Raw genomic sequence first — 19,272 nt, forward strand, 5'->3', positions numbered from 1 at the left:
TCCTCGGCCTACGGCCGATGAGAGAACCTCCGTCGTTCTGCACATCAAGCCGGTCAGATGACGGGCTTGCGGGCCACGCCGCCCTTGCGGCCGATGTTGAAGGCGAGTCGGTAGATGTCCGGCAGATCGATCGCCCCGTTGGTCCGCTCGGTCATGACACCAAGGTCCAGGAGTTCACGGATGACCTCCGCATGGACGAGTGCCCCTTCCCCATCGCGCCCTCGGGGACCGCTGCCTCGTTCACCGTCGGCCACCAACTGGCTGATGGCCGTCCGCAGCCCTTTGCTGTCCCAGGCAAACCGAACGGCGGAGCGCTCCATCGGCACTTGTGTTCCGGAGAGAGCTTCGACAGCGGCCGCTGCCCAACCGATGTCGTCCTTCAGCTCATCTACCCTGAGGGATGCCGAGTTGCTGAGGCTCTCGCGTATGGCGTCGTAGTGCAGCGGGGTCGGGTGACTGGCCCACTTCTCGGCAGTGAGCTCCGCGGACCGAAACAGGGTGAGGAGCCAGGTCCGCGGGCTGACGCGTCCCAGGCCGTCCTGGAGGTGGTTCGGGACCCAGGTGTAGGTGTGGCCCTTGCGGCGGTCGGTCCCCATGAACTGGCCGGCCAGCTTGATGAACTCCTGTTCCTGGCGCTTCTGGTCAGCGATTACGTCAACGGGCGCGACATACCGGCCGGGCCCCTCGAGGCTCCAGGTGCCGGTGTCGCGACGGAATTCCTCCGCCTGCTTGCTGGTGTGGTTGCCGAGTCGGTGGAAAAGCAGCCCGTACAGGTTTTCCCGGCTCCAGCTCAGGTCGGTCGCATTGGCGCCCAGCTTCGAAGCGTCCGCAAAGTCCCGCGGCGCGCTGTCGTACATGTCGGGCCGTACGAAGATCTTCGCGCGCAGGGCGCCCGTCGTCAGCCGCAGCTCCAGGGCGACCTCGAACAGTCCTGCCAGCAAGAGATCGAGTTGTCGGCGGTCGTGGTGCAGGTGATCGAGCGTGTCGAACAGAAGGATCAGGGTCTGCTTCTGGTCCCGTGCCTCGCGGTCCGCTCGGCGGAGCGCAGCTTCGTACTTCTCACCGTTGTGTCGCGTCCATTCGATGCGATCGGTCCACGTCTCCAGTCCTTGGACTTCGGGCTGGCCGAGCGCCATGAGGACAACGGCGGACCACAAGTCGCGGGGTTCGACACCGGCCTTGACAAGGTCGGCGATGGTCCGCTTGCCGCCGAGTACCGGATCGGTGCCTCCGAACGCGGTGATCACATCGGTGCGTTCCAGGCGCGGCATCATGTACGACTTGGCGGCGACCCTGCGAAGGTCGGGATCAGTGAGGGCTTTCGCCCAGTACGTCTTGCCGGTGCCGCGTGCACCACGGACCACGGTCACATCAGGGTCCAGCGCGAGACGGTGCGAGGACGGCGTGAACATGGTGCGCAGGTCCGGCGTGCTCGTGTCCGCGTCGGGCGCGGGCGCCAGAGCCTCCTTCAGCAGGTTCCGGGTTGCCTGGACGGCCGGGTCGTTCATGACTGTTCCTTGTACATGTCCTGCACCAGGGTCTCCACTGTGTCGACGAACTCGCGGTACGCGGCACGCACGAACGGCAGCTCAGGCCACTTCCTGCTGCGCAGCGGGTCGAGGCCGACCAGGTCATTGCCGAACAGGATAGGGATCGGGGCGTACGGCTTGTCGTCGACGTCGCCCTTAGTGGGGAGGAAGGGCTCCTCGTCCTCGTCGCCAGGCAGGTTGTAGAGCGTCTTCATGAAGATGTCGTAGGCGTTGCGGCGCAGGATGCTCAGGCGATCTATGTCACCGGCGGAGTGGAACATAGCCGCCACGATCCGGATACGGTCGCGCAGCAGCCGGGCCTGTGCGGGCTGGCGCCGCCACTGCTCGAAGAGCATCCGGTAGCCCTCCCAGGTGGACGGGTTGTCCACCGCGAAGAGCAGTGCCTGGTCGCAGAGCCTGGTCAAGGTGACTGCTGCGATGTCGTGGATTCCGGCCCGGCTGTCGAGCAGGACGACATCGGGGCGCCGCGCCTTCTCCTCCACCTGCGCCTCGCAGGCGGCGATCGCCTGCTCAAGGCGGGCGGCGAACGGCGTGGGTGCTCCGCCCAGGACGGCTGCCGGCAGGTCGGTATAGATCCGGTTGAGCTTGGCGAGGTAGTCGTACCCGGGCCGCGTGGTGCCGGCGGCCGGAGCGAGCCAGATGTCGCCGTTGCCGAGCTTGGGGGAGTCGAGGGAGGCTCGTGCCACGAGCTCCAGGTCCTCCGCATTGCCGACGGCAGACTCCACCAGGTGATCCACGACGCCGTACGCGGGAGTGGCGCCAGGCTCGGCGAGCAGGTTCGACACACCGGGGGATTCCAGGTCGAGGTCCACGACGAGTACGCAGAGGCCCCGCTCGGCCAGGCTGCGGGCGAGCACGGTGGTGGCGGTGGAGCGTCCGACGCCGCCCTTGAAACCGTAGAGGGCGATGCGGCGAGTCTGGCGGGTCTGGGGCGGCTCGGACTCGGTACCCGTGACCGTGGCCCAGTCGCCGCCGACGACCGTCCGCTCCAGGGTCGAGACGCGCCCTGAGCCCTCGTGCGGGGCGGTCACTTCGACGAGCTCGGGAACATCGAAGAACAGCTCCGGTGCGAACAGCTCACTGGCAGTCTGGAGCGGGTCGAGACCGGTGAAGGGGTGGGTGGCCTCACTGAAGGCTGTCGCCGCCTCCGCGAGCCCGGGAGCGTCGGCCGGCAGGGGCGCCTCGCGGTCGTCGATCAGGAGCGAGGCCCGGCCGAGCAGGTCACGGGTGAGGACGACGTCCCTGTTGTGCTCGGCCGCCAACTGGGCGGCGTGCGTGAGCGCTGCCTGCCACGCGGTGTCGAAGCGGTTGGCTGGTGTGCTCATGCGATTCTGCCGGTTCCTAGTTTGCGGGCTTGTTCGTGGGCGGCGATGAGGATGCGGGCCGCCTGGAGGTGCTGGGCGAGGAGTGCCTCGGTGATCTCGGCATCATCGCAGTACCGGTGCGCAACGTCCCAGCCGTCGAACGGGTTCTGCCCGAGCAAGGTGCTGAAGTCCGGACCGGCACTGCGGGCGTGGCGTCGTTGGATCACGGAGGTGAAGTGGCCCCACACATCAGGCAGGTGGCCATGCCAGTAGTCCTTCTCGGGCATCTTTTCCAGGCCTTCGCTCTCCATCCGCTTCTTCGCGTCGGCCTTCAGGTCCGGGTGGTACGCCTTGCCGGACTGCTTGATCACGGATCCCAGGTAGTCCACGAGGATGGCCTTGATCGCGCACTCTGCCGCGATCCCTGCCAAGTGATCGGCGGATATGCGGAGCTGCCTATCGCTGGCGAGTTTCGCCGTGTCGAAGTGGTGCCTGCTGGCCGCGAGGAACGCGGGAGGGCGCGGGGGCGTAGAGGTGGCAGCCGTCACGTTGATCACCTTATCTACGTGATCAACGGGGTGGGGGAGTTTCGCGGTGAGCGTGGGCCCTGGAGGCGGGCCGTAGGCTGGCAGGATTGGTATCCCCAGCGCAGGCCATGCGACTGGGTGACGCAGTGGGGCGAGAAGGAAGCGGACAGTGACGGATATCGCGGCCAGTGGGGATCGGGCGGAGCGCCTGAAGGATCTCGTCAAGGATCTGAAGCGGCTGGTCGTGGGCCTGGAAGACGACCTGCGGGAGCGCACCGAGTCCGAGTCCGAGATCCGTGGGCGGCTGAAGGCCGAGTACCAGCAGGCGCTGGAGTCTCGGCGTACCGCGGCACGGTACGAGTCCTGGCGCGATGAGCGGGTCACTCAGTCTGCGGCGGCGTGGGTGCTGGCGTGTGTGTTCGTGCGCTTCTGTGAGGACAACGGCCTGATCGACGATCCGTTCATTGCCGGCCCGGGGGAGCGGCTGGCGCTGGCGGAGGCTCGGCACGAGGCGTACTTCCGCGAGCACCCAGAGAAGAACAACCGAGACTGGCTGTTCGCGGCCTTCGAGCACCTGGCGAAGACGAACAAGACGACGGCCGGTCTGTTCGACCCTGCGCACAACCCGCTGTGGGACATCACCCCCGGGTACGAGGCGGCTACGGAGCTGCTGTCCTTCTGGCGTCGGTGGGGCGCGGACGGCGAGATCCGCTACGACTTCACCGACCCCGAGTGGGACACCCGTTTCCTGGGCGACCTGTACCAGGACCTCAGCGAGCACGCGCGCAAGACGTACGCGCTGCTCCAGACTCCGGAGTTCGTAGAGGAGTTCATCCTCGACCTCACGCTGGAGCCGGCAGTCGCGGACCACGAGTTTGGTCTTGACCCGGCGTGGACGGGCCCGGACGGCGAGGAGCGCAGGGGCCTCCGCACGATCGACCCGGCATGCGGCTCGGGGCACTTCCTGCTGGGCATCTTCCACCGCCTGATGGCGAAGTGGCGCGCTGCCGAGCCCGGCACCCCGGTGTGGACCCTGGTCCGCCGCTCCCTGGAGTCGGTCCACGGCTGCGACAAGAACCCGTTCGCCGTGAGCATCGCCCGGTTCCGGCTGCTGGTAGCGGCGATGCGGGCCGCTGGCGAGCGGCGCTTGGCTGACGCACCGCCGTTCCCGATCAACGTGGCTGTGGGGGACTCGCTGCTGCACGGGCGGGATGCGGCAGGTATCCAGACGGACATGGACACCTTGTTCGCAGAAATGTCGGACGGGCGAGAAGAGGGGGCGTTCGCATACTCGACGGAGGATGTCCGGGATTACGCGCAGCGTGCGGACCTGTTGGGGCGGGGCTCGTACCACGTGGTGGTGGGAAACCCGCCGTACATCACCGTGAAGGACAAGCAGGAGAACGAGAATTACCGGCTGTCCTTCGACGCATGCTCAGGCAAGTATGCGCTGTCGGTTCCTTTCGCGCAGCGGTTGTTCGAGCTGGCCGTGAAGGGCGCGGGCGGCGCGAGGGGCGGTGGCGGGTTCGTCGGTCAGATCACCGCCAACTCCTTCATGAAGCGAGAGTTCGGAAAAAAGCTCATCGAGAAGTTCTTCGCTGGAAGGGTTGAGCTTTCGCACGTGATCGACTCGTCTGGCGCACACATTCCCGGGCATGGGACGCCAACGGTGATTCTCATCGGTCGGAACAGGATTCCGAACCCTGATCGGACTGTCCGTGCCGTTCTGGGTGTTAGTGGAGAGCCGTCCCAGCCTGAGGACGCCGCGCAGGGCGCAGTTTGGCGAGCGATTGTGACACAGGTAGCGGACCCCGGAAGCGAGTCCGACTGGGTCTCGGTTGAGGATTCCCAAGCCCTAGGTTTTGCAACCCATCCTTGGTCGTTGAGCGGCGGTGGTGCTGGTGCGCTCTTGGCTCAGATTGAGAATGCGGCGTCGAAGCGGCTCGCGAAGGTCTCTGACTCGGCGGGGATCACGGCGGTTACTGGAGAGGATGACCTCTTTCTTCTGCCTGCCAATGGGGCGGCTCGGCGACTCCACGTGACGGCGACGCGGCCCATGGTCACGGGTGATGTCATCCGTGACTACTCGGCCAGGCCAGAGCTCGAAGCTGTATGGGTCTACGGCGATGATTTTGAGACGCTGGCGCTAGACGCGATTGGCGATTCGGCTCGCCTGCTTGGGTCGTACAGAGCGGCAATCTCAAAGCGTCGACGCTTCGGAATCCCGATGCTTGAGCGGGGAATGCAGTGGCATGAATGGCAGGAACTCTACCCCAATAAGCTTCGGTCGGAGTTGTCGATCACCTTCGCTTTCGTGGCGACACATAACCACTTTGCGTTGGACCGGGGTGGAAGGGTATTCAAGCAGTCTGCTCCGGTCATCAAGCTTCCGGCAACTGCTGGAGAGGATGAGCACCTTGCGTTGCTGGGGATCCTCAACTCATCAGCCGGCTGCTTTTGGTTGAAGCAGGTTAGCCATGATAAGGGTAATCGTGGCGAGGGCGGAGGGATCACGAGCTCGGCGTGGGAGCGCTTTTATGAGTTCACCGGGACGAAGGTCCAGGAGTTTCCATTGCCTGGAGCGCTGCCGAGCGATCTCGGCAGGCAGCTTGATCGGCTCGGGCAGCAGGTAGCAGCAGAAGAGCCATCTGCCGTATTGGGATCGATAGTGCCTACACGCCCAGCTCTTGATGAGGCCCGTGCTCGGCACTCCCGCGCCCGCCGTCAAATGATCGCGATGCAAGAGGAGCTGGACTGGCAGACGTACGGCCTTTACGGGCTGTTGAGCAGTGCGGAAGTTGCGCGGACCACTGTGCCAGAGGTCAAGCTCGCCGCAACTCCCGAAATTCAGCTCGGAGAGCGCGCCTTCGAGATCGTGATTGCGAAGCGAGTCGAGACGGATTCGGCCGTACGGGAGTGGTTCAAGCGTCACGGATCCGTGTCTATCGTCGAGATCCCGGCCCATTGGCCCGACTGGTACCGCGAGATCGTCCAGGCCCGGATCGACGTTATCAACCGCTACCCCAAGGGCATCGGCATGATCGAGCGGCCCGAGCATAAGCGGCGTTGGTCCGCCGAGCCATGGGAGAAGAAGGAAAAGGCCGCACTCCGGACCTGGTTGCTGGACCGGATGGAGAGCACCGACGTCTGGTATGAGGTGCGCGACGGGCTGAGGCGACCGCGGCCCATGACTGTCAACAACCTGGCCGACCGGCTCAGCGCGGATGAGGACTTCACCTCCGTGGCTGCCCTCTATGCCCGCGATCACCTCAAGAAGCCGGACCTGCCGCTCACACAGGTGCTGTCAGAGGTCGTCGCGGATGAGCACGTGCCGTACCTCGCCGCCATGCGCTACAAGGACTCCGGTCTGCGTACGCGCAAGGAGTGGGAGGACGTCTGGGAGTTGCAGCGCAAGGAGGACCGGACCGGGCAGCGTCTCGACATCGAGCCGCCGGCCAAGTACAAGTCCTCTGACTTCCTCAAGCCGTCCTACTGGGCGAACCGCGGCAAGCTCGACGTGCCCAAGGAGCGGTTCATCTCGTACCCCGAGGCCGGTCCAGACGCCGACTCGACGCTGATGCTCGGCTGGGCCGGGTGGGATCACAAGGACCAGGCGGAGGCTCTGTTCGACCTGCTCAAGGCGCGTGACGTCCGCGACGCCTGGGACACCGAGCGCCTCGTCCCGCTGCTGGCGGGCCTGCGTGAGGTGATGCCGTGGGTCGTCCAGTGGCACAGCGAGGAGGACGAGGAGTGGGGTGCCTCCCCGGCGGAGGAGCTGACGGCGGAGTACGACAGGCAGCTGCGTAAGCACCAGGTGAGCGAAGCCGAGTTGATTGCCTGGCGTCCGGTGAAGAAGGCCGGCGGGCGGAAGGCCGTGCGCCAGGCGTCGCTCGACGAATAGTTTCCGCGGGAGTGGGTGGGGAGGCGCCGTCTGCGTGCTCCTCACCCCGGCGGAGCGTCTTCAGGAGATGCGTGCGTGCGCGGTGAAGGCCGACCAAGACTCGTGGGACACCGCAAGCGGTTGCAGTTCGGCGTCCTTGGAGTCCCGTACGAGGACGGCTTCAGAGCAAACGGCAACCTCCACGCAGTTGTCGCCGTCCCCGCCGCTGTAGCTGCTCTTGAACCAGGCAAGTTCAGTGGTGCTCATAGCGCTCCTCGCATCTGCTCCAACAGGCTCGCAGTGGCCTGACGGCTCAGAGCCTGTGAGCGCATCTTGCCATAGCGCTGAAGCATCGAGCTGACAGCTTTGGTGTCGCTGATGACGGTGCTACTGCTGTGCCCTTCGACGTATCCGAGCCACTGGTGTGAGGTGGTCTCAGCGAGATACATGGAGCCGTCGTAGCCCGAATGGTCTTCCTGCCGAAGGGGCATGACCAAGATCTCCACATTGCGTCGCCTTCCATGCTCCAGCAGGCAGTCCAGCAGATCCCGTGTCACTTCGGTTCCGCCGAGACGACGCTCAAGCAACGCCTGCTCGATCATGAAGCAAAATGCGGTGTTGGGCCGTTCCACCAGCAGTTGCTGCCGCGCCAGTCGCGCGACAACCTGAAGTTCGAGCTGATCCTCCGCCAGTGGCGGGAGGCGTCGATCGAAGACGGCACGAATGTACGACTCTGGCTGCAACAGCCCAGGAATCACTCGGCACTCGTACGCGTACAGTGACACCGCCTCTTCCTCGATACCCGCCCACTGGTGGAACCGCGACGCCAACCCCGCCTTCCGGGTTAGACTCCGCGCCGCCGCCCCCAGTACCCGCCCCGCTGCGACCCCCAACGGCTCCTCCGCCCGCTGCGCCAAGTCGCCTGGCGGGAAGCGCTTCCCCTGCTCAATCTTGGCGATGTAGTGCGCCGAGTACCTCACCCGGGGCGCGAACTCTTCCTGTGTCAGTCCCGCTTCGTCTCGCAGGGCCTTCAAGACCGCCCCGAAGGTCTTGAGGCTGTCCGAGAGTTCCGGTTCACCGTTGATGCCGCCGCCGTTGTCCAAGGTCATGACACAGCCGCCCTCCGCACACACGCCACCCACCCACCCGACACCCCATAGTCACGGCCAGTGACATACCCAGTCCAGCGCGTGAACCAGTACAGGGCGATCTGTACCAGTGTCGGCCCTGCCGACCAGTACCCGCGCCCGGAACGCTGACTTCCATGACGCATTCCGCCACCCAAGTGCCCGTCACCGTACGTACGTTCACCCAGCGCTTTTCCGCCACCCGGCGCGGGCGCGCGCCTCGCCCGGCTGCTCGCTTCGCAACAGGCTGCCGACTGGGGCATTCCGCGAGGCTCTGCGGCCTTTGACGCGCTCACGCTCGTCGTCGGCGAACTCAGCGCCAATGCCGTGCTGCACGGCCGCGTCCCCGGCCGTGACTTCGAGTTGAGGCTGCTCCTCGATGCCGAGGCTGTTCAGGTGCGGGTCGAGGTGTCCGACACCCACCCCCGGCGGCCCGCGCCGGATGCCGCGGCCGCCGGCGATGCCGACGGCGGCCGGGGGCTGGTGCTCGTCGAGGCGCTCGCCACCCGGTGGGGAGTACGGGACCGGGTCGGCCCGGGGAAGACCGTCTGGGCGGAGTGCCCGGTGCGCCGCCGATGAGAGCGGCCTGCTCAGCGCCCCCGCCCCAGGCGGATGTTCTGCGTCCAGGCGTTCGTCCCGCCCTTCGGCGTGGTTTTGCATGCGGTGGCGTAGCAACGCCAGAACCAGGTGTCGTTCTGCCTGCGCCGGATCTCGATCTCCGAACCGTTGCAGCGTCCGCACTTCGGCGGGGTCGCGAAGGTCTCCGCGTGCTGGTGCTCCAGCAGCTTCCGGGCGAAGTGCGTGCCCCGCATCGTCAGCATGACCTCCCGGGTCCAGCTTTGGGAGAGGGCGTTGAGGCTGCCGAGCATGACCGTCCGCTCGTCGATCACCGCGATCTTCTGGTGCATGACGTTCATCGGCACGACCGTGTGGGCCACGGCGCGCAGGTCGGCGATCAGTGCCTGGTTGGCCGGCTTCTTCTGGAGCTGGTCCGTGTTGTCGCGGATGAAGACCGTGATCCGCACGCCCCGGTCGGCCGCTGCCTGCAGCTCAGGCAGGAGGGAGTTGACCCGCTTTGCGACCCAGGGTGCCCAGAGCCACAGGGACTGCCGCGCCTGGCGGATCTCCCCGGTGAACGTGCGGTAGAAATCGCGTTCGTCGTCGATCTCCGTTACCTCGACGTGCCGGCTCAGTACCTCGGCGAGCGCTTGGCCGAATTCGCCCCGGAAGGTCGTAGGCGCGTGCGGCGGAGTGATCAGCGTCTTGGCGTGCAGGACCCGCACGCCCGCGGTGCCGATGAGCGCGGCGAGCTGGGCCAGGGCGGTCCCCGGCTTCGCGTTCTTGACGCGTTCTCCGCTGGCGACGACGTAGAGCCGGGTCTTGACCCGGGTGACGGCGACGTTGAAGAGGCGGAGGCCGTCGCGTGGCCAGCTACTGGCAGCTGGCTGGCGATGGGCGTTGGCCATCCACAGCTCGCGGTTGCCGCTGTCGCCCTCCACCGTGTCGAAGACGACGATGTCGAATTCCCGGCCCTGGAACTTGTGCGCCGTGCCGACCTCGGCCAGCGCGCGCCCTCCCGGTCCTTCGGCGTCCCGCAGTGCCTCCAGGGTGGCGTCGGACTGGACCCGGTAGGGCGTGACGATGCCCGTCGTCTCGCCCTGCTCGCGGTGCAGCTCCACCAGGGCCCGCGCGATCAGCGAACCCGCAGGCCACCAGCCGCTGCGGCGGCCGGTCAGGTGGGCCCTGGCGAGTTCGTGAAGCCCGTCCGTGTCGATCAGCACGATCTCGGGATCGTCGGCCGGGCGCCCTGCAAGCGTCTGGCCGCCTCCCGTGAGCACGCCGCCGTACGCGAGGTCGTTCGCCAGCCGCATCACGGCCGGGCCGAAGCGGTGCTGCTCGGTGAGGCTGACGCAGGCTGGGTGCGCTTGGGCGTCGGCGGGTTCGGCGATCCCTACGTGCTGGAAGACGTCCGGGAGCAACCAGCGTGTGATGTCCGGGCGCTTCTGATCCTTGAGCTCGCGCGGGATGACTGCTCCCAGCTGCATGAAATCCCCGAGCAGGACGGCGGCCCGGCCGGCCTTTCCGGTGGCGAGCAGAACCTCCGGCAGGGTGGCGGCGCCGGCCTCGTCGACGAGTACGACGTCGTAGGGGCCCTCGAAGACCGCACGGTTCGTCCGGAACCGCGCCAGGGTGGTGGCGACCAGCTTGGCGCCCTTGATGATCTCGCTCTGGGCGTCGCGGGCCAGGCGCTCGTACTCCTCCTGGACCTCTTGGTACTGCTTCTCCAGGGCGGGGCGGCGGGCGGTGTCGGAGGTGACGGCCGGACGCAGGCGGCGGGCCAGGTCGTACTGGGCGGGCCAGCCCTTCCTTTCGGCCTGCTGGGTCAGGTCGCTGGTCTGTTGGGCGCGCTCCGCGGCTTCGGTCGCGCGGGTCACATGGAGTTTGCAGTTGTCCCAGTGGTGCGCTGCCTCCTGCTCCGCCGCTGCCCGGGCGGCTGCGTCGGCTTCCAGGCTGCTGATCTGCTCCCGGGTGAGCGGGATGGCGTCGACCAGGGCTGTGATGCGGGCGCCTAGCGTCGCGACGTGGGTGGTGGCCGTAGAGCGGGCTTCCAGTGCTGCTTGCTTGGCCGATGAGGCAGATCGCTCGGCGTCGTCCAGCCGCTGCTGGAGCGTGACGATCTTCTCGCGCAGCCGCCACTTCGCCATCGAGCCCTTGGTTTGGAGCTCTGCCAGCTCACTGCGCAGGGGGTGGCAGCGGCCTTCCGCCAGCAGGGCGGCGGCCTCGCGGAGCTCCGCTGCCTTCCGTACCTGGACCACTTCCTCGGACAGTCGGTCCACCTGCTGCCACTGCGCCTGGGACGACTCGGCCGCCTTGTGGCGCGCCGCGGCTGTCTCGGCCGCCGACAATGCGGCCCAGAACTGCTCATCGGCCTCAGCCAGCCGCCGATGGGCGTCCTCCGCCCGCGACTGCGTCGACGCGAGATCCTCGCCGGGCGTGCGCAGCAACTTCAGGGCCGCGAAGTAGGAGGAGGAGTCGAAACCAGCCAAAGTACTGTCCAGGGCGGCGAGCTGCTCCGCCCGGTGCTTCACCGCGACGAGCTCGGCTTCGACTGCACTGCGCCGACCGGCGGCATCCGCCAGCCGCGCTCTGACCATCAGCGGCAGGGACACCGTGGGGTCCTCGGCCACCTCCCGCAGGTGCGGCGGGCCCACCCGGACGATGTCACCGGGGCTGTGCCGTTTCTCCCGCACCACCCCGAGCAGGGCGTTGTCCACGGCGATGTTGGTGGCCGATACCAGCAGCACCCGGTCGCCCCGGGCGATCAGATCGCCGATGGCTCGCTTGAGAACCGTGGTCTTCCCCGTCCCCGGCGGGCCCCACACCAGGTGCACGCCCTCGCCGAGGCAGGCGCGGTAGGCGTCTCCTTGCGCGGGGTGGAAACCGGGCGGGTCCACAGCCCTGCCCGGGGGCCCGCCGATGCTCCCGGCCGCCAGCGCGGCGGCCAGCGGGTGCTCGCCCAAGCCGGAGATGCCGTCGCGCAGCGCCTCGATCAGGAAGGTGGGCGGCTGTTTGAGGATCCACAGGTGAGGGTCGGCGATATCTGCGAACTCGGCTACTCGTAAGGTCAGCAGGGAGCCGTTCTGTACCGTCTCCGAGACCGCGAAACCGCCCGCATCGATGTTGTCGCTCTCCGGTCCGGCGAGCCGCAGGCTGTCGAGCTGGTCGGGCCCGATGTCAGAGCCGCGGAGGTCGATCGAGTATTGGCCGGCCTCTCCGGTGCGGGCTGCCCGGCCGACGCGCTGCCAGCGGGGCTGCTTGCCCGCGCCGCCTTCGACGCTGATCCATTCGCCGAGCGCCGTGACGATCTCCTCGCGCCACCCCACGTACGCGTCCCCCTGTCTGCGGCCCCCGCATCCGGAGCGGCAAATCTACCCAGCGCCATGAAGTGACACACAGGCAAGGAGGCGTGACCGGGTGTGCGGGGACGGGGATGGTGTGGATCTTGCCGGGTCCGGGTTCAGGGCACCGACGACCTGGCAAGATTGAGGTGCGCCAAACGGCGCACGCCATTCGACCGTGCCGCCACCGACCGAGGGACTGATCGCCTGATGCCCATGAGCGAGCTCTTTCTGAAGGATGTCATCGACATCAAGGAAGACGTCCACGCCGGCGACTTCAAGATCGAGCTCTCCCAGGGATTCAGCGAGACCGACGCGCGGGTCAGCGAGTACGTCGTTACCGAGCAGCTCCAGGGGGCCTTCCGGCACGCCCTGAGTATCGTCTCGAACGCGGTCCGGACCGGTAATTCGCACGCTGCATACCTGCACGGCTCCTTCGGCGCGGGTAAGAGCCACTTCCTGTCCGTACTGCACGCGGTGCTCAACAACCACGAGGCGGTCAAGACCAAGCCGCGCCTGATGGAGGTCGTCGCGCCCCACAAGGAGTGGTTGGACCACAGCAGGTTCCTGATGGTCCCGTACCACCTGGTGGGCTCCACCGACCTCGATTCGGCTCTGCTGGGCGGTTACGTGCACACGGTGCGCGAGCTACACCCCGACGAGCCGCTGCCTCCGGTCTACCGGGCCGACGCGCTGCTCGCCGATGCCCAGACGCAACGGGAATTCCTCGGCGATGATGCGAAGTTCCTCCAGTGGCTCGGGAAGGGCGCCGTAGCCCTCGGTGTCACCGACGCAGCACCGGCGGAGACGGATCCCGACGACATTCCCGCCTTCGACGCCGGGGAGGGGGCGGCCCCCACGGGCGGAGGTTGGACCGGCGCGGACTTCGACCGGGCGTTCAATGCGACGGCCGTGGACGACCCCGACCGGATGAAGCTGGTCTCCGCATTGCTGGCGGGGCCCATGGCTTCGTACGCGCAGGGTGTCCGCGGCGAGGCAGGGGCCTTCGTGCCCTTGGAGAACGGCCTCAAGATCATTTCCGAGCACGCGCAGTCGCTCGGCTACACCGGCGTAGTCCTCTTCCTGGACGAGCTGGTGCTGTGGCTCCAGGCGAACATGGGACGGCATGACTTCGTCCGAAGCCAGGTCCAGCAACTGGTCAAGCTGATCGAGTCGGGGGACAGCGGACGCCCCGTGCCGATCGTGTCGTTCATCTCCCGCCAGCGCGACCTGTCCCAGCTCATCGGCACCGATGTCGCGGGAGCCGACATCGAGAACCTCGAGCAGCAGATCGAGTACCTTGCCGAGCGGTTCGACGTGGTCGACCTGGAGGACAGTAACCTCGTCGAGATCATCAAGCACCGCGTCCTCGCGCCCAAGCCGGGCATGGAGTCCGTACGCGACGACGCCTTCAAGATCGTCGAGTCGTCCAATGACGAGGTGCGCCAGGTGCTGCTCGACGCCCAGGGCCGCACCGAGGCGACCTGGGACGACTTCCGCGAGCTCTACCCGCTCTCGCCGGCCCTCCTGAACGTACTCGTCGACCTGTCGGGTGCCCTTCAGCGCGAGCGCACGGGACTGAAGCTCGTACAGGAGCTCCTGCGACGGCGCCGCGAGGACCTCAAGCTGGGCGAACTGATCCCGCTCGGCGACCTCTACGACGTCATCGCGGACCGTACCGGCGCGGCCTTCACGCCGAAACTGCGCCGCGAGTCGGAGATTGCGCACCGCTTCCACCAGCGGGTGCGCGACACTCTGCTGGAGAAGTACCAGTCGACGGACGACAAGCGTTTCAAGACCGACGACCGGCTCGTCAAGACGCTGTTGCTGGCCGCCCTGGCCCCTCATGTCCCGGCGCTGACCCGGCTCACCGGCGGGCGGCTCGCAGCCCTCAACCACGGCGAGATCCGTACCCGCGTTGGTGACGCCGGATCGGTCGCGGTCAAGCGGCTGAGGGACCTGCAGGTCGACTACGACGGCGAGCTGAGGAGTGAGGGCGACAGCGGCGACCCCGTCTTCCACCTCCACTTGTCTGACCTGGACGTGGAACCCCTCCTCGAAGAGGTTCAGGGAGTCGCCGACCAGCTCGGCTACAGGCGCCAGTGGATCAAGGACCAACTGTGGCGGGCACTCGGCATCCAGGACACCCAGGCGTTCGTCTGCGAGCGGGAGATCGTCTGGCGCGGTACCAAGCGAACGGTGGAATTCGTCTTCGGCAACGTACGCGACCGGCACCTGCCGGACGAGGAGTTCAGCCCCGAGCAGAGGGCCCACATCCGCTTCATCTTCGACTACCCCTTCGATGACGGCGAGCACGGGCCGAACGACGACCTCGACCGCGTCGACAAGCTCCTGCGGGCGGGACGCAACGAACCCGTTCTCGTCTGGGTGCCGGACTTCTTCTCCGAGCAGACTGGACGGCAGCTCGGCCGCCTGCTGAAGATCAACTATCTGCTGGAGCGGGACCGACTGGAAGACCACACGGCCACCCGGCCGGCCGAGGAGCGCGTCCAGATCCGCAACCAGCTCAAGGCGTCCCGCGACAGCCTCACCGAACGCCTCACCGAGGCGCTCCTCCAGCTGTACGGCATCAACAAGGCCGAGCCGGGAGTCGTCGGTGCCCAGGTACACGAGGGGCAGCACCTGGTCTCGCTCCAGCGAGGCTTCGAGCGGACCAAGCCGGAGCCGGCGGTCGGTTTCGAACAGAACCTCTTCGTGCTCGCAGACGAGATGTACGCCGCGCGCTTCCCCAAGCACCCCGATTTCGATCCGCTGGGCAAGCGCGAGGCCATCACCCTTGGCGATCTGAAGATCACTCTCGAGTGGATCACCCGGGCCATGGCGGACGGTTCACGCCGCGTAGTGGTCGACAGTCACCACATCAAGAGGGTCCGCAAGATCGTCCACGGCCTGCGCCTTGGGGAGGTACACGACGGGCCGCTCAACGTCAGCAACGACTGGCGGCTGCGCATCAACAAGCGCGCCGCCGAGACCCAGGACCCCAGTGACGACCTCGCCGTGGAGACCATCCGCGGCTGGATCGACGACATGGGCTTCGAGGGGCTCGACCGCCACGTCGCCAACCTGCTCATCGCCACCTATGCCCTGCTCGACGACCGCACCTGGATCTACCAGACCTCCACCCTCCCCAAGGCGCCCGAACTCGACAAGATCGGCGCAGGCTACGGGCTGCGGGCGGTCGTGCTGCCGGACGATGAGACCTTCCACACGGCGCTGCGGCGCGCCGCGGTCATCTTCGGCAAGCAGGTGCCGCCGGTCCTCTTCGCCAGGAACGTTGCCCAGCTCACCACCCAGATCCGCGAGGTCGCTGAAGGGCACAGCAAGGCCGTGGCAGACGCCCGCGACCTGCTGCAGCGCCACGCCGGCCGGCTGGGTCTGGCCGGCCCGGGTGGTGCAGAGGCGCCACGCATGCAGTCCCTGAAGGCGGCGGCCGACGTGATCGCGCGCGTGGTGCGCCCAGGCAGTGACCCGACCCTCGTGCTCCAGGACCTCGCGCGAGCCACGTACACGGTGGCCGATGATGAGATCGGCGCCGCTCTCAAGCAGGCTCCCGCGGTCCGGGATGCCCTTGCTGATGGGGAATGGCCGCCGTTGCTCGACACCGTGCATGAGCTGGCGACCCGTGACGACTCCGTCGGTGACCGGGCTCGCGCCCTGGTGACCAACGTTCAGCAGACGGCCAACCGCCACGAGACCGCGGACGAGCCGCTGGCGCCGGTTCTCGGTGGTATCCAGAGCTCGGCCATGCTCCTGATGCGGGAGGCCACCCGCCTCGCTCAGGCGGCGCAGCCGGCCGCGCCCCAGCCGCCCGCCACCATGCCGCCAAGCCCCGCGGAGCCGACTGCAGAGGACGTTCGGCTAACGACACACGGCAACCCGTCTGTCCCCGCTGTGGAGCAGCAGAGCGGGGGCCAGCAGGCGGCCGTAACCAACGCCGGACCCGTACAACACGCTGGCCCGCAGGGACCGGTTGCGCCCCTCGCCGGGGCCAGCTACCTGGTCGAGCCGACCCGGCTGGAAGCCAGCCTCGCCGCGACCGTCGCGGACCTCAGCGCCGATCTGCGGACCTATCTCGCAGACCACCCCGGTGCCCAGGTCCAGATTTCCTGGCGGGTCGTCGAGGCCGGGTCCACCGGGGCCGACACCGAGGAGACCCAGTACTGATGGCCCCATCCCTGCCACAGGTCGGACGGCGCACCGTCGAAGCGCTTCTGGAACGGAATGCTTCTGCACTGCGCGACCGCTCGCTGGTGCTGGTCCACGGCACGTACGCGACGGGGGCGGCCGCCGAGTTCACAGCCACCGTGGCCGGGCAGCCGCGCAGGGTCAGGGTGCGAGACGAGTCGTCCGTGCTCGGGCTGCTCAATGCATGGCGCGAGCACCGTGCCCAGGAGGTACCCGGCAGCCTGCTCGTTCTCACCACGGGAGTCGACGACGCACAGCTCGGCTGGGACCTGCGCGGCCACGCCGTCCGCAGGCGCACGCTCACGGTGAACAAGGCCGAGATCGTCCTGCAGCGGTTCGGCGCGGCCGGGCTCGACATGCGGATGTACCGCGAGGACTGGCTGCTGGATGCACTCGTCGATGCCGAACCAGCAGACCGCGGCTGGCCGCGGACTGCCGGAGTGCTCACCCGCGACACGGCGGTGCGCGCCCTCGTCGTCGAACGTCTCGGACTGCACCGCGAAGGCGGCACAGCCCCTGGCCGAGAGACAGCACTCGACCCCGACTCGCTGCTGGCCTGGTCCCGTACGGGCGCGGGGCCTCAGCGCTTCGCCGAACTGGGCGAGACCGAGCGCTCGGAGCTGAAGAAGTGGCTTGGCGAGATCGCGGGTCCGGCCGTACCCGTCTTGCTCGCGCTGGCCGAGGCGGGCCGTGGCGCAGATGCGATGGCACTCGGGCTGCTCGGTGCGACCTTGCGTGATCCGGCTGTCAGTCCAGACACCGTCCTTGCCGTTGGTGGCCTCTTCGGGCAAGCGCGGCCGCGTCGTGCCGAACTGACGGCTTTCACCGACGCGGTGGAAGGATCCATGCTCCGCTGGATCGCCGAAGTACGTGGTAACGACAGCGCCAGGCAGCGTGTGTTCGCCATCCTCGACCGGGCTGATGAACTGGCTCGTGACGCCGGACTGACAGCTGCCCTGGCCACGAGCCGCTTCCTTCCCGCCGGTTTCGCTGCGCATCTGAGTGCGACGATCGAGGCGGCCCGGCAGGCGCCGGACGGCGGCGAAGCGGAACTGGCCGAACTGACCGGGCATGCGCTGGTCTCTCTTTACCCCGACCGGGTGCGGGTGGCCGAGATGGCCGTCCGCCTCGCCCGCTGGCTGCGCCTGCCCACCCCAACCGTCCCGAGTGTGGCTGGCGGAGTGGCTGAGCATGCCGCTGACTGGGGGTGGGTGGACCGGGCGCTGACGGTGCTCTGGGCCGGCGACCCCGGGGGTGATCCGGAGGCGGCACGGCACCTGAGGGCGCTGTACGAGGACGGCCGGGCCCGTCGCGAAGCGCTGGATGCGGAGTTCGCACGGCACCTGGCGGACTGGGCAGTCCATGCCACCGCCCAGCAGCCCGGTGATTGCCTGGTCGTAGAGAAGGTCATGGAGACCGTCGCGCGTCCCCTGGCGGCAGGAGCGTCCCCTCTTCTGATCGTGCTCGACGGCATGAGCAGCGCGGTCGCCGCACAGCTCGGTGAGGACGTGGAACGCGAGGGCTGGCGGGAGGTCGTGCCGCGCCCCAGGCTCGGTGCAGGGCCGAGACGGCTTGCTGCGGTGTCGGCATTCCCCTCGGTGACCCAGACGAGCCGGGCCTCTCTGCTCACCGGAGCAGCCACCTCTGGCGGTCAGTCGGTTGAGGAGGCGGGCTTCAAGGCTTTCTGGCGCAAGAAGCGAAAGGGCGCCCGGCTGTTCCACAAGGCGTCCATCGGAGGGGAGGCGGGCCATTTCCTCGCTCCGGAGCTGCTGCTCGCACTCGCCTCGGACGCCGTTGTCGGAGTCGTACTCAACACCATTGATGACGCCCTTGACTCCGGCCAGCAAGGCCAACGAACTGCCTGGTCCCTGCACGACGTGACATACCTGCGCGAGCTGCTGGCCGCGGCCCGCAGCTATGGTCGGCCCGTCGTGCTGGTCTCCGACCACGGTCATGTACTCGATCGCGAACCGGGGAGGGCCGCGGCGGAAGTGGCGGGACCCGTCGAGTCCGCGCGTTGGCGGACCGGCACGGATGCGGGACCGGGCGAGGTGTCCCTGCAGGGCCCCCGAGTCCTGGCTGGAAACGGATCGATCACCGTGCCATGGCGCGAGAACATCCGGTACTCGGGCCGACGAGCCGGCTACCACGGCGGCGCAGCCCTCGCTGAAGTCACCGTGCCGGTGCTGGTCCTCGTACCCTCGGTCGGCGAGGTACCTGATGACTGGGACCTGTTGCCCAGGGAACAAGCGGCACCTTCATGGTGGAGTGCGACGTCCGCAGCATCGACGGAAGCGGCGCACCTGGTTGTGGCTCCGGCAGAAACTGGGATCAAGGCGAAGACCAAGACGGCCAAGCCGCGACAGCAGTCCGAGGAACTCTTCACCGACGCCGATGTCGTGACATCGGAGAACTCCGCTGGTGCGCAGTCTGTTGCTGCGAGGGACAGCCTCGGCGACCGCGTGGTGGCGAGCGAGGTCTACGAGGCGCAGAAGGCGTACGTCCGAAAGGCACCGGAAGCGGCGGTCGTGGCTGCGGTCATCAACGAGCTGGTCGGGGCAGGCGGCACCATGTCCCCGGCTGCTCTGGCCGCGGCGATCTCCGCGACAGGCCGGGTGCGGCGCAATATCGAGGGCTTCGTCGCCACCGTCCAGCGACTGCTGAACGTCGAGGGATACCCCGTCCTCGGCTTCATCGACGGAGGACACACGGTGAAACTCGACGAGGCACTGCTGCGTGCGCAGTTCCTTCCGGCCGAACGGGACGCCCGGTGACCGCC

Annotated in this window: 9 protein-coding genes and 1 pseudogene; 4 read left to right on the forward strand and 6 right to left on the reverse strand. The window is 67.6% G+C overall.

Going from position 1 to position 19,272, the window contains the following annotated elements; translation table 11 throughout:
* Positions 1–53 precede the first annotated feature (53 nt).
* From ACIP5M_RS21580 to ACIP5M_RS21590, 3 genes are read right to left on the reverse strand one after another with little or no spacing between them, the layout of a single operon-like run.
* Positions 54–1,508 carry a hypothetical protein gene (locus ACIP5M_RS21580; RefSeq protein WP_401199332.1) on the reverse strand — a complete coding sequence of 485 codons (1,455 nt, stop codon included), beginning with the start codon at positions 1,506–1,508 and terminating at the stop codon, positions 54–56.
* Positions 1,505–2,875 carry a KGGVGR-motif variant AAA ATPase gene (locus tag ACIP5M_RS21585; protein ID WP_401199334.1) on the reverse strand — a complete coding sequence of 457 codons (1,371 nt, stop codon included), beginning with the start codon at positions 2,873–2,875 and terminating at the stop codon, positions 1,505–1,507. The genes ACIP5M_RS21580 and ACIP5M_RS21585 overlap by 4 nt, the downstream gene beginning before the upstream one ends.
* Positions 2,872–3,402, reverse strand: coding sequence for a hypothetical protein (locus tag ACIP5M_RS21590; RefSeq protein ID WP_401199336.1), 531 nt, complete (start codon positions 3,400–3,402; stop codon positions 2,872–2,874). The genes ACIP5M_RS21585 and ACIP5M_RS21590 overlap by 4 nt, the downstream gene beginning before the upstream one ends.
* Before the next feature lie 148 nt (positions 3,403–3,550).
* On the opposite strand from ACIP5M_RS21590, the gene pglX reads away from it, so the two are divergent.
* Positions 3,551–7,282, forward strand: coding sequence for a BREX-2 system adenine-specific DNA-methyltransferase PglX (gene pglX / locus ACIP5M_RS21595; RefSeq protein ID WP_401199338.1), 3,732 nt, complete (start codon positions 3,551–3,553; stop codon positions 7,280–7,282).
* A gap of 60 nt (positions 7,283–7,342) precedes the next feature.
* Here the strand turns inward: pglX and ACIP5M_RS21600 are convergent, their stop codons facing one another.
* On the reverse strand, positions 7,343–7,528 hold the full coding sequence (locus ACIP5M_RS21600) for a DUF397 domain-containing protein (RefSeq protein ID WP_401199340.1): 186 nt from the start codon (positions 7,526–7,528) through the stop codon (positions 7,343–7,345).
* A complete protein-coding gene (locus tag ACIP5M_RS21605) occupies positions 7,525–8,370 on the reverse strand; it encodes a helix-turn-helix domain-containing protein (protein WP_401199341.1) in 846 nt (281 codons plus the stop codon). The genes ACIP5M_RS21600 and ACIP5M_RS21605 overlap by 4 nt, the downstream gene beginning before the upstream one ends.
* A gap of 155 nt (positions 8,371–8,525) precedes the next feature.
* Here ACIP5M_RS21605 and ACIP5M_RS21610 point away from each other — a divergent pair.
* Positions 8,526–8,967, forward strand: a pseudogene (locus ACIP5M_RS21610) (ATP-binding protein).
* Positions 8,968–8,978: 11 nt separating this feature from the next.
* On the opposite strand, the gene ACIP5M_RS21615 reads toward ACIP5M_RS21610, so the two are convergent.
* Positions 8,979–12,272, reverse strand: coding sequence for an AAA domain-containing protein (locus tag ACIP5M_RS21615; RefSeq protein ID WP_401199343.1), 3,294 nt, complete (start codon positions 12,270–12,272; stop codon positions 8,979–8,981).
* Between the two features lie 231 nt (positions 12,273–12,503).
* Here ACIP5M_RS21615 and ACIP5M_RS21620 point away from each other — a divergent pair, with 231 nt between their 5' ends.
* Positions 12,504–16,472 (forward strand): PglY protein, encoded by a 3,969-nt coding sequence (locus ACIP5M_RS21620; RefSeq protein ID WP_401199345.1) that lies wholly within the window; start codon positions 12,504–12,506, stop codon positions 16,470–16,472.
* Entirely contained in the window at positions 16,472–19,267 is a 2,796-nt protein-coding gene (pglZ, locus tag ACIP5M_RS21625; protein ID WP_401199347.1) for a BREX-2 system phosphatase PglZ, read from the forward strand. The genes ACIP5M_RS21620 and pglZ overlap by 1 nt, the downstream gene beginning before the upstream one ends.
* The last annotated feature ends 5 nt before the right edge of the window (positions 19,268–19,272 follow it).

It is taken from the genome of Streptomyces sp. NPDC088762 (assembly GCF_044750905.1).
In the GTDB taxonomy this organism is placed as follows: domain Bacteria; phylum Actinomycetota; class Actinomycetes; order Streptomycetales; family Streptomycetaceae; genus Streptomyces.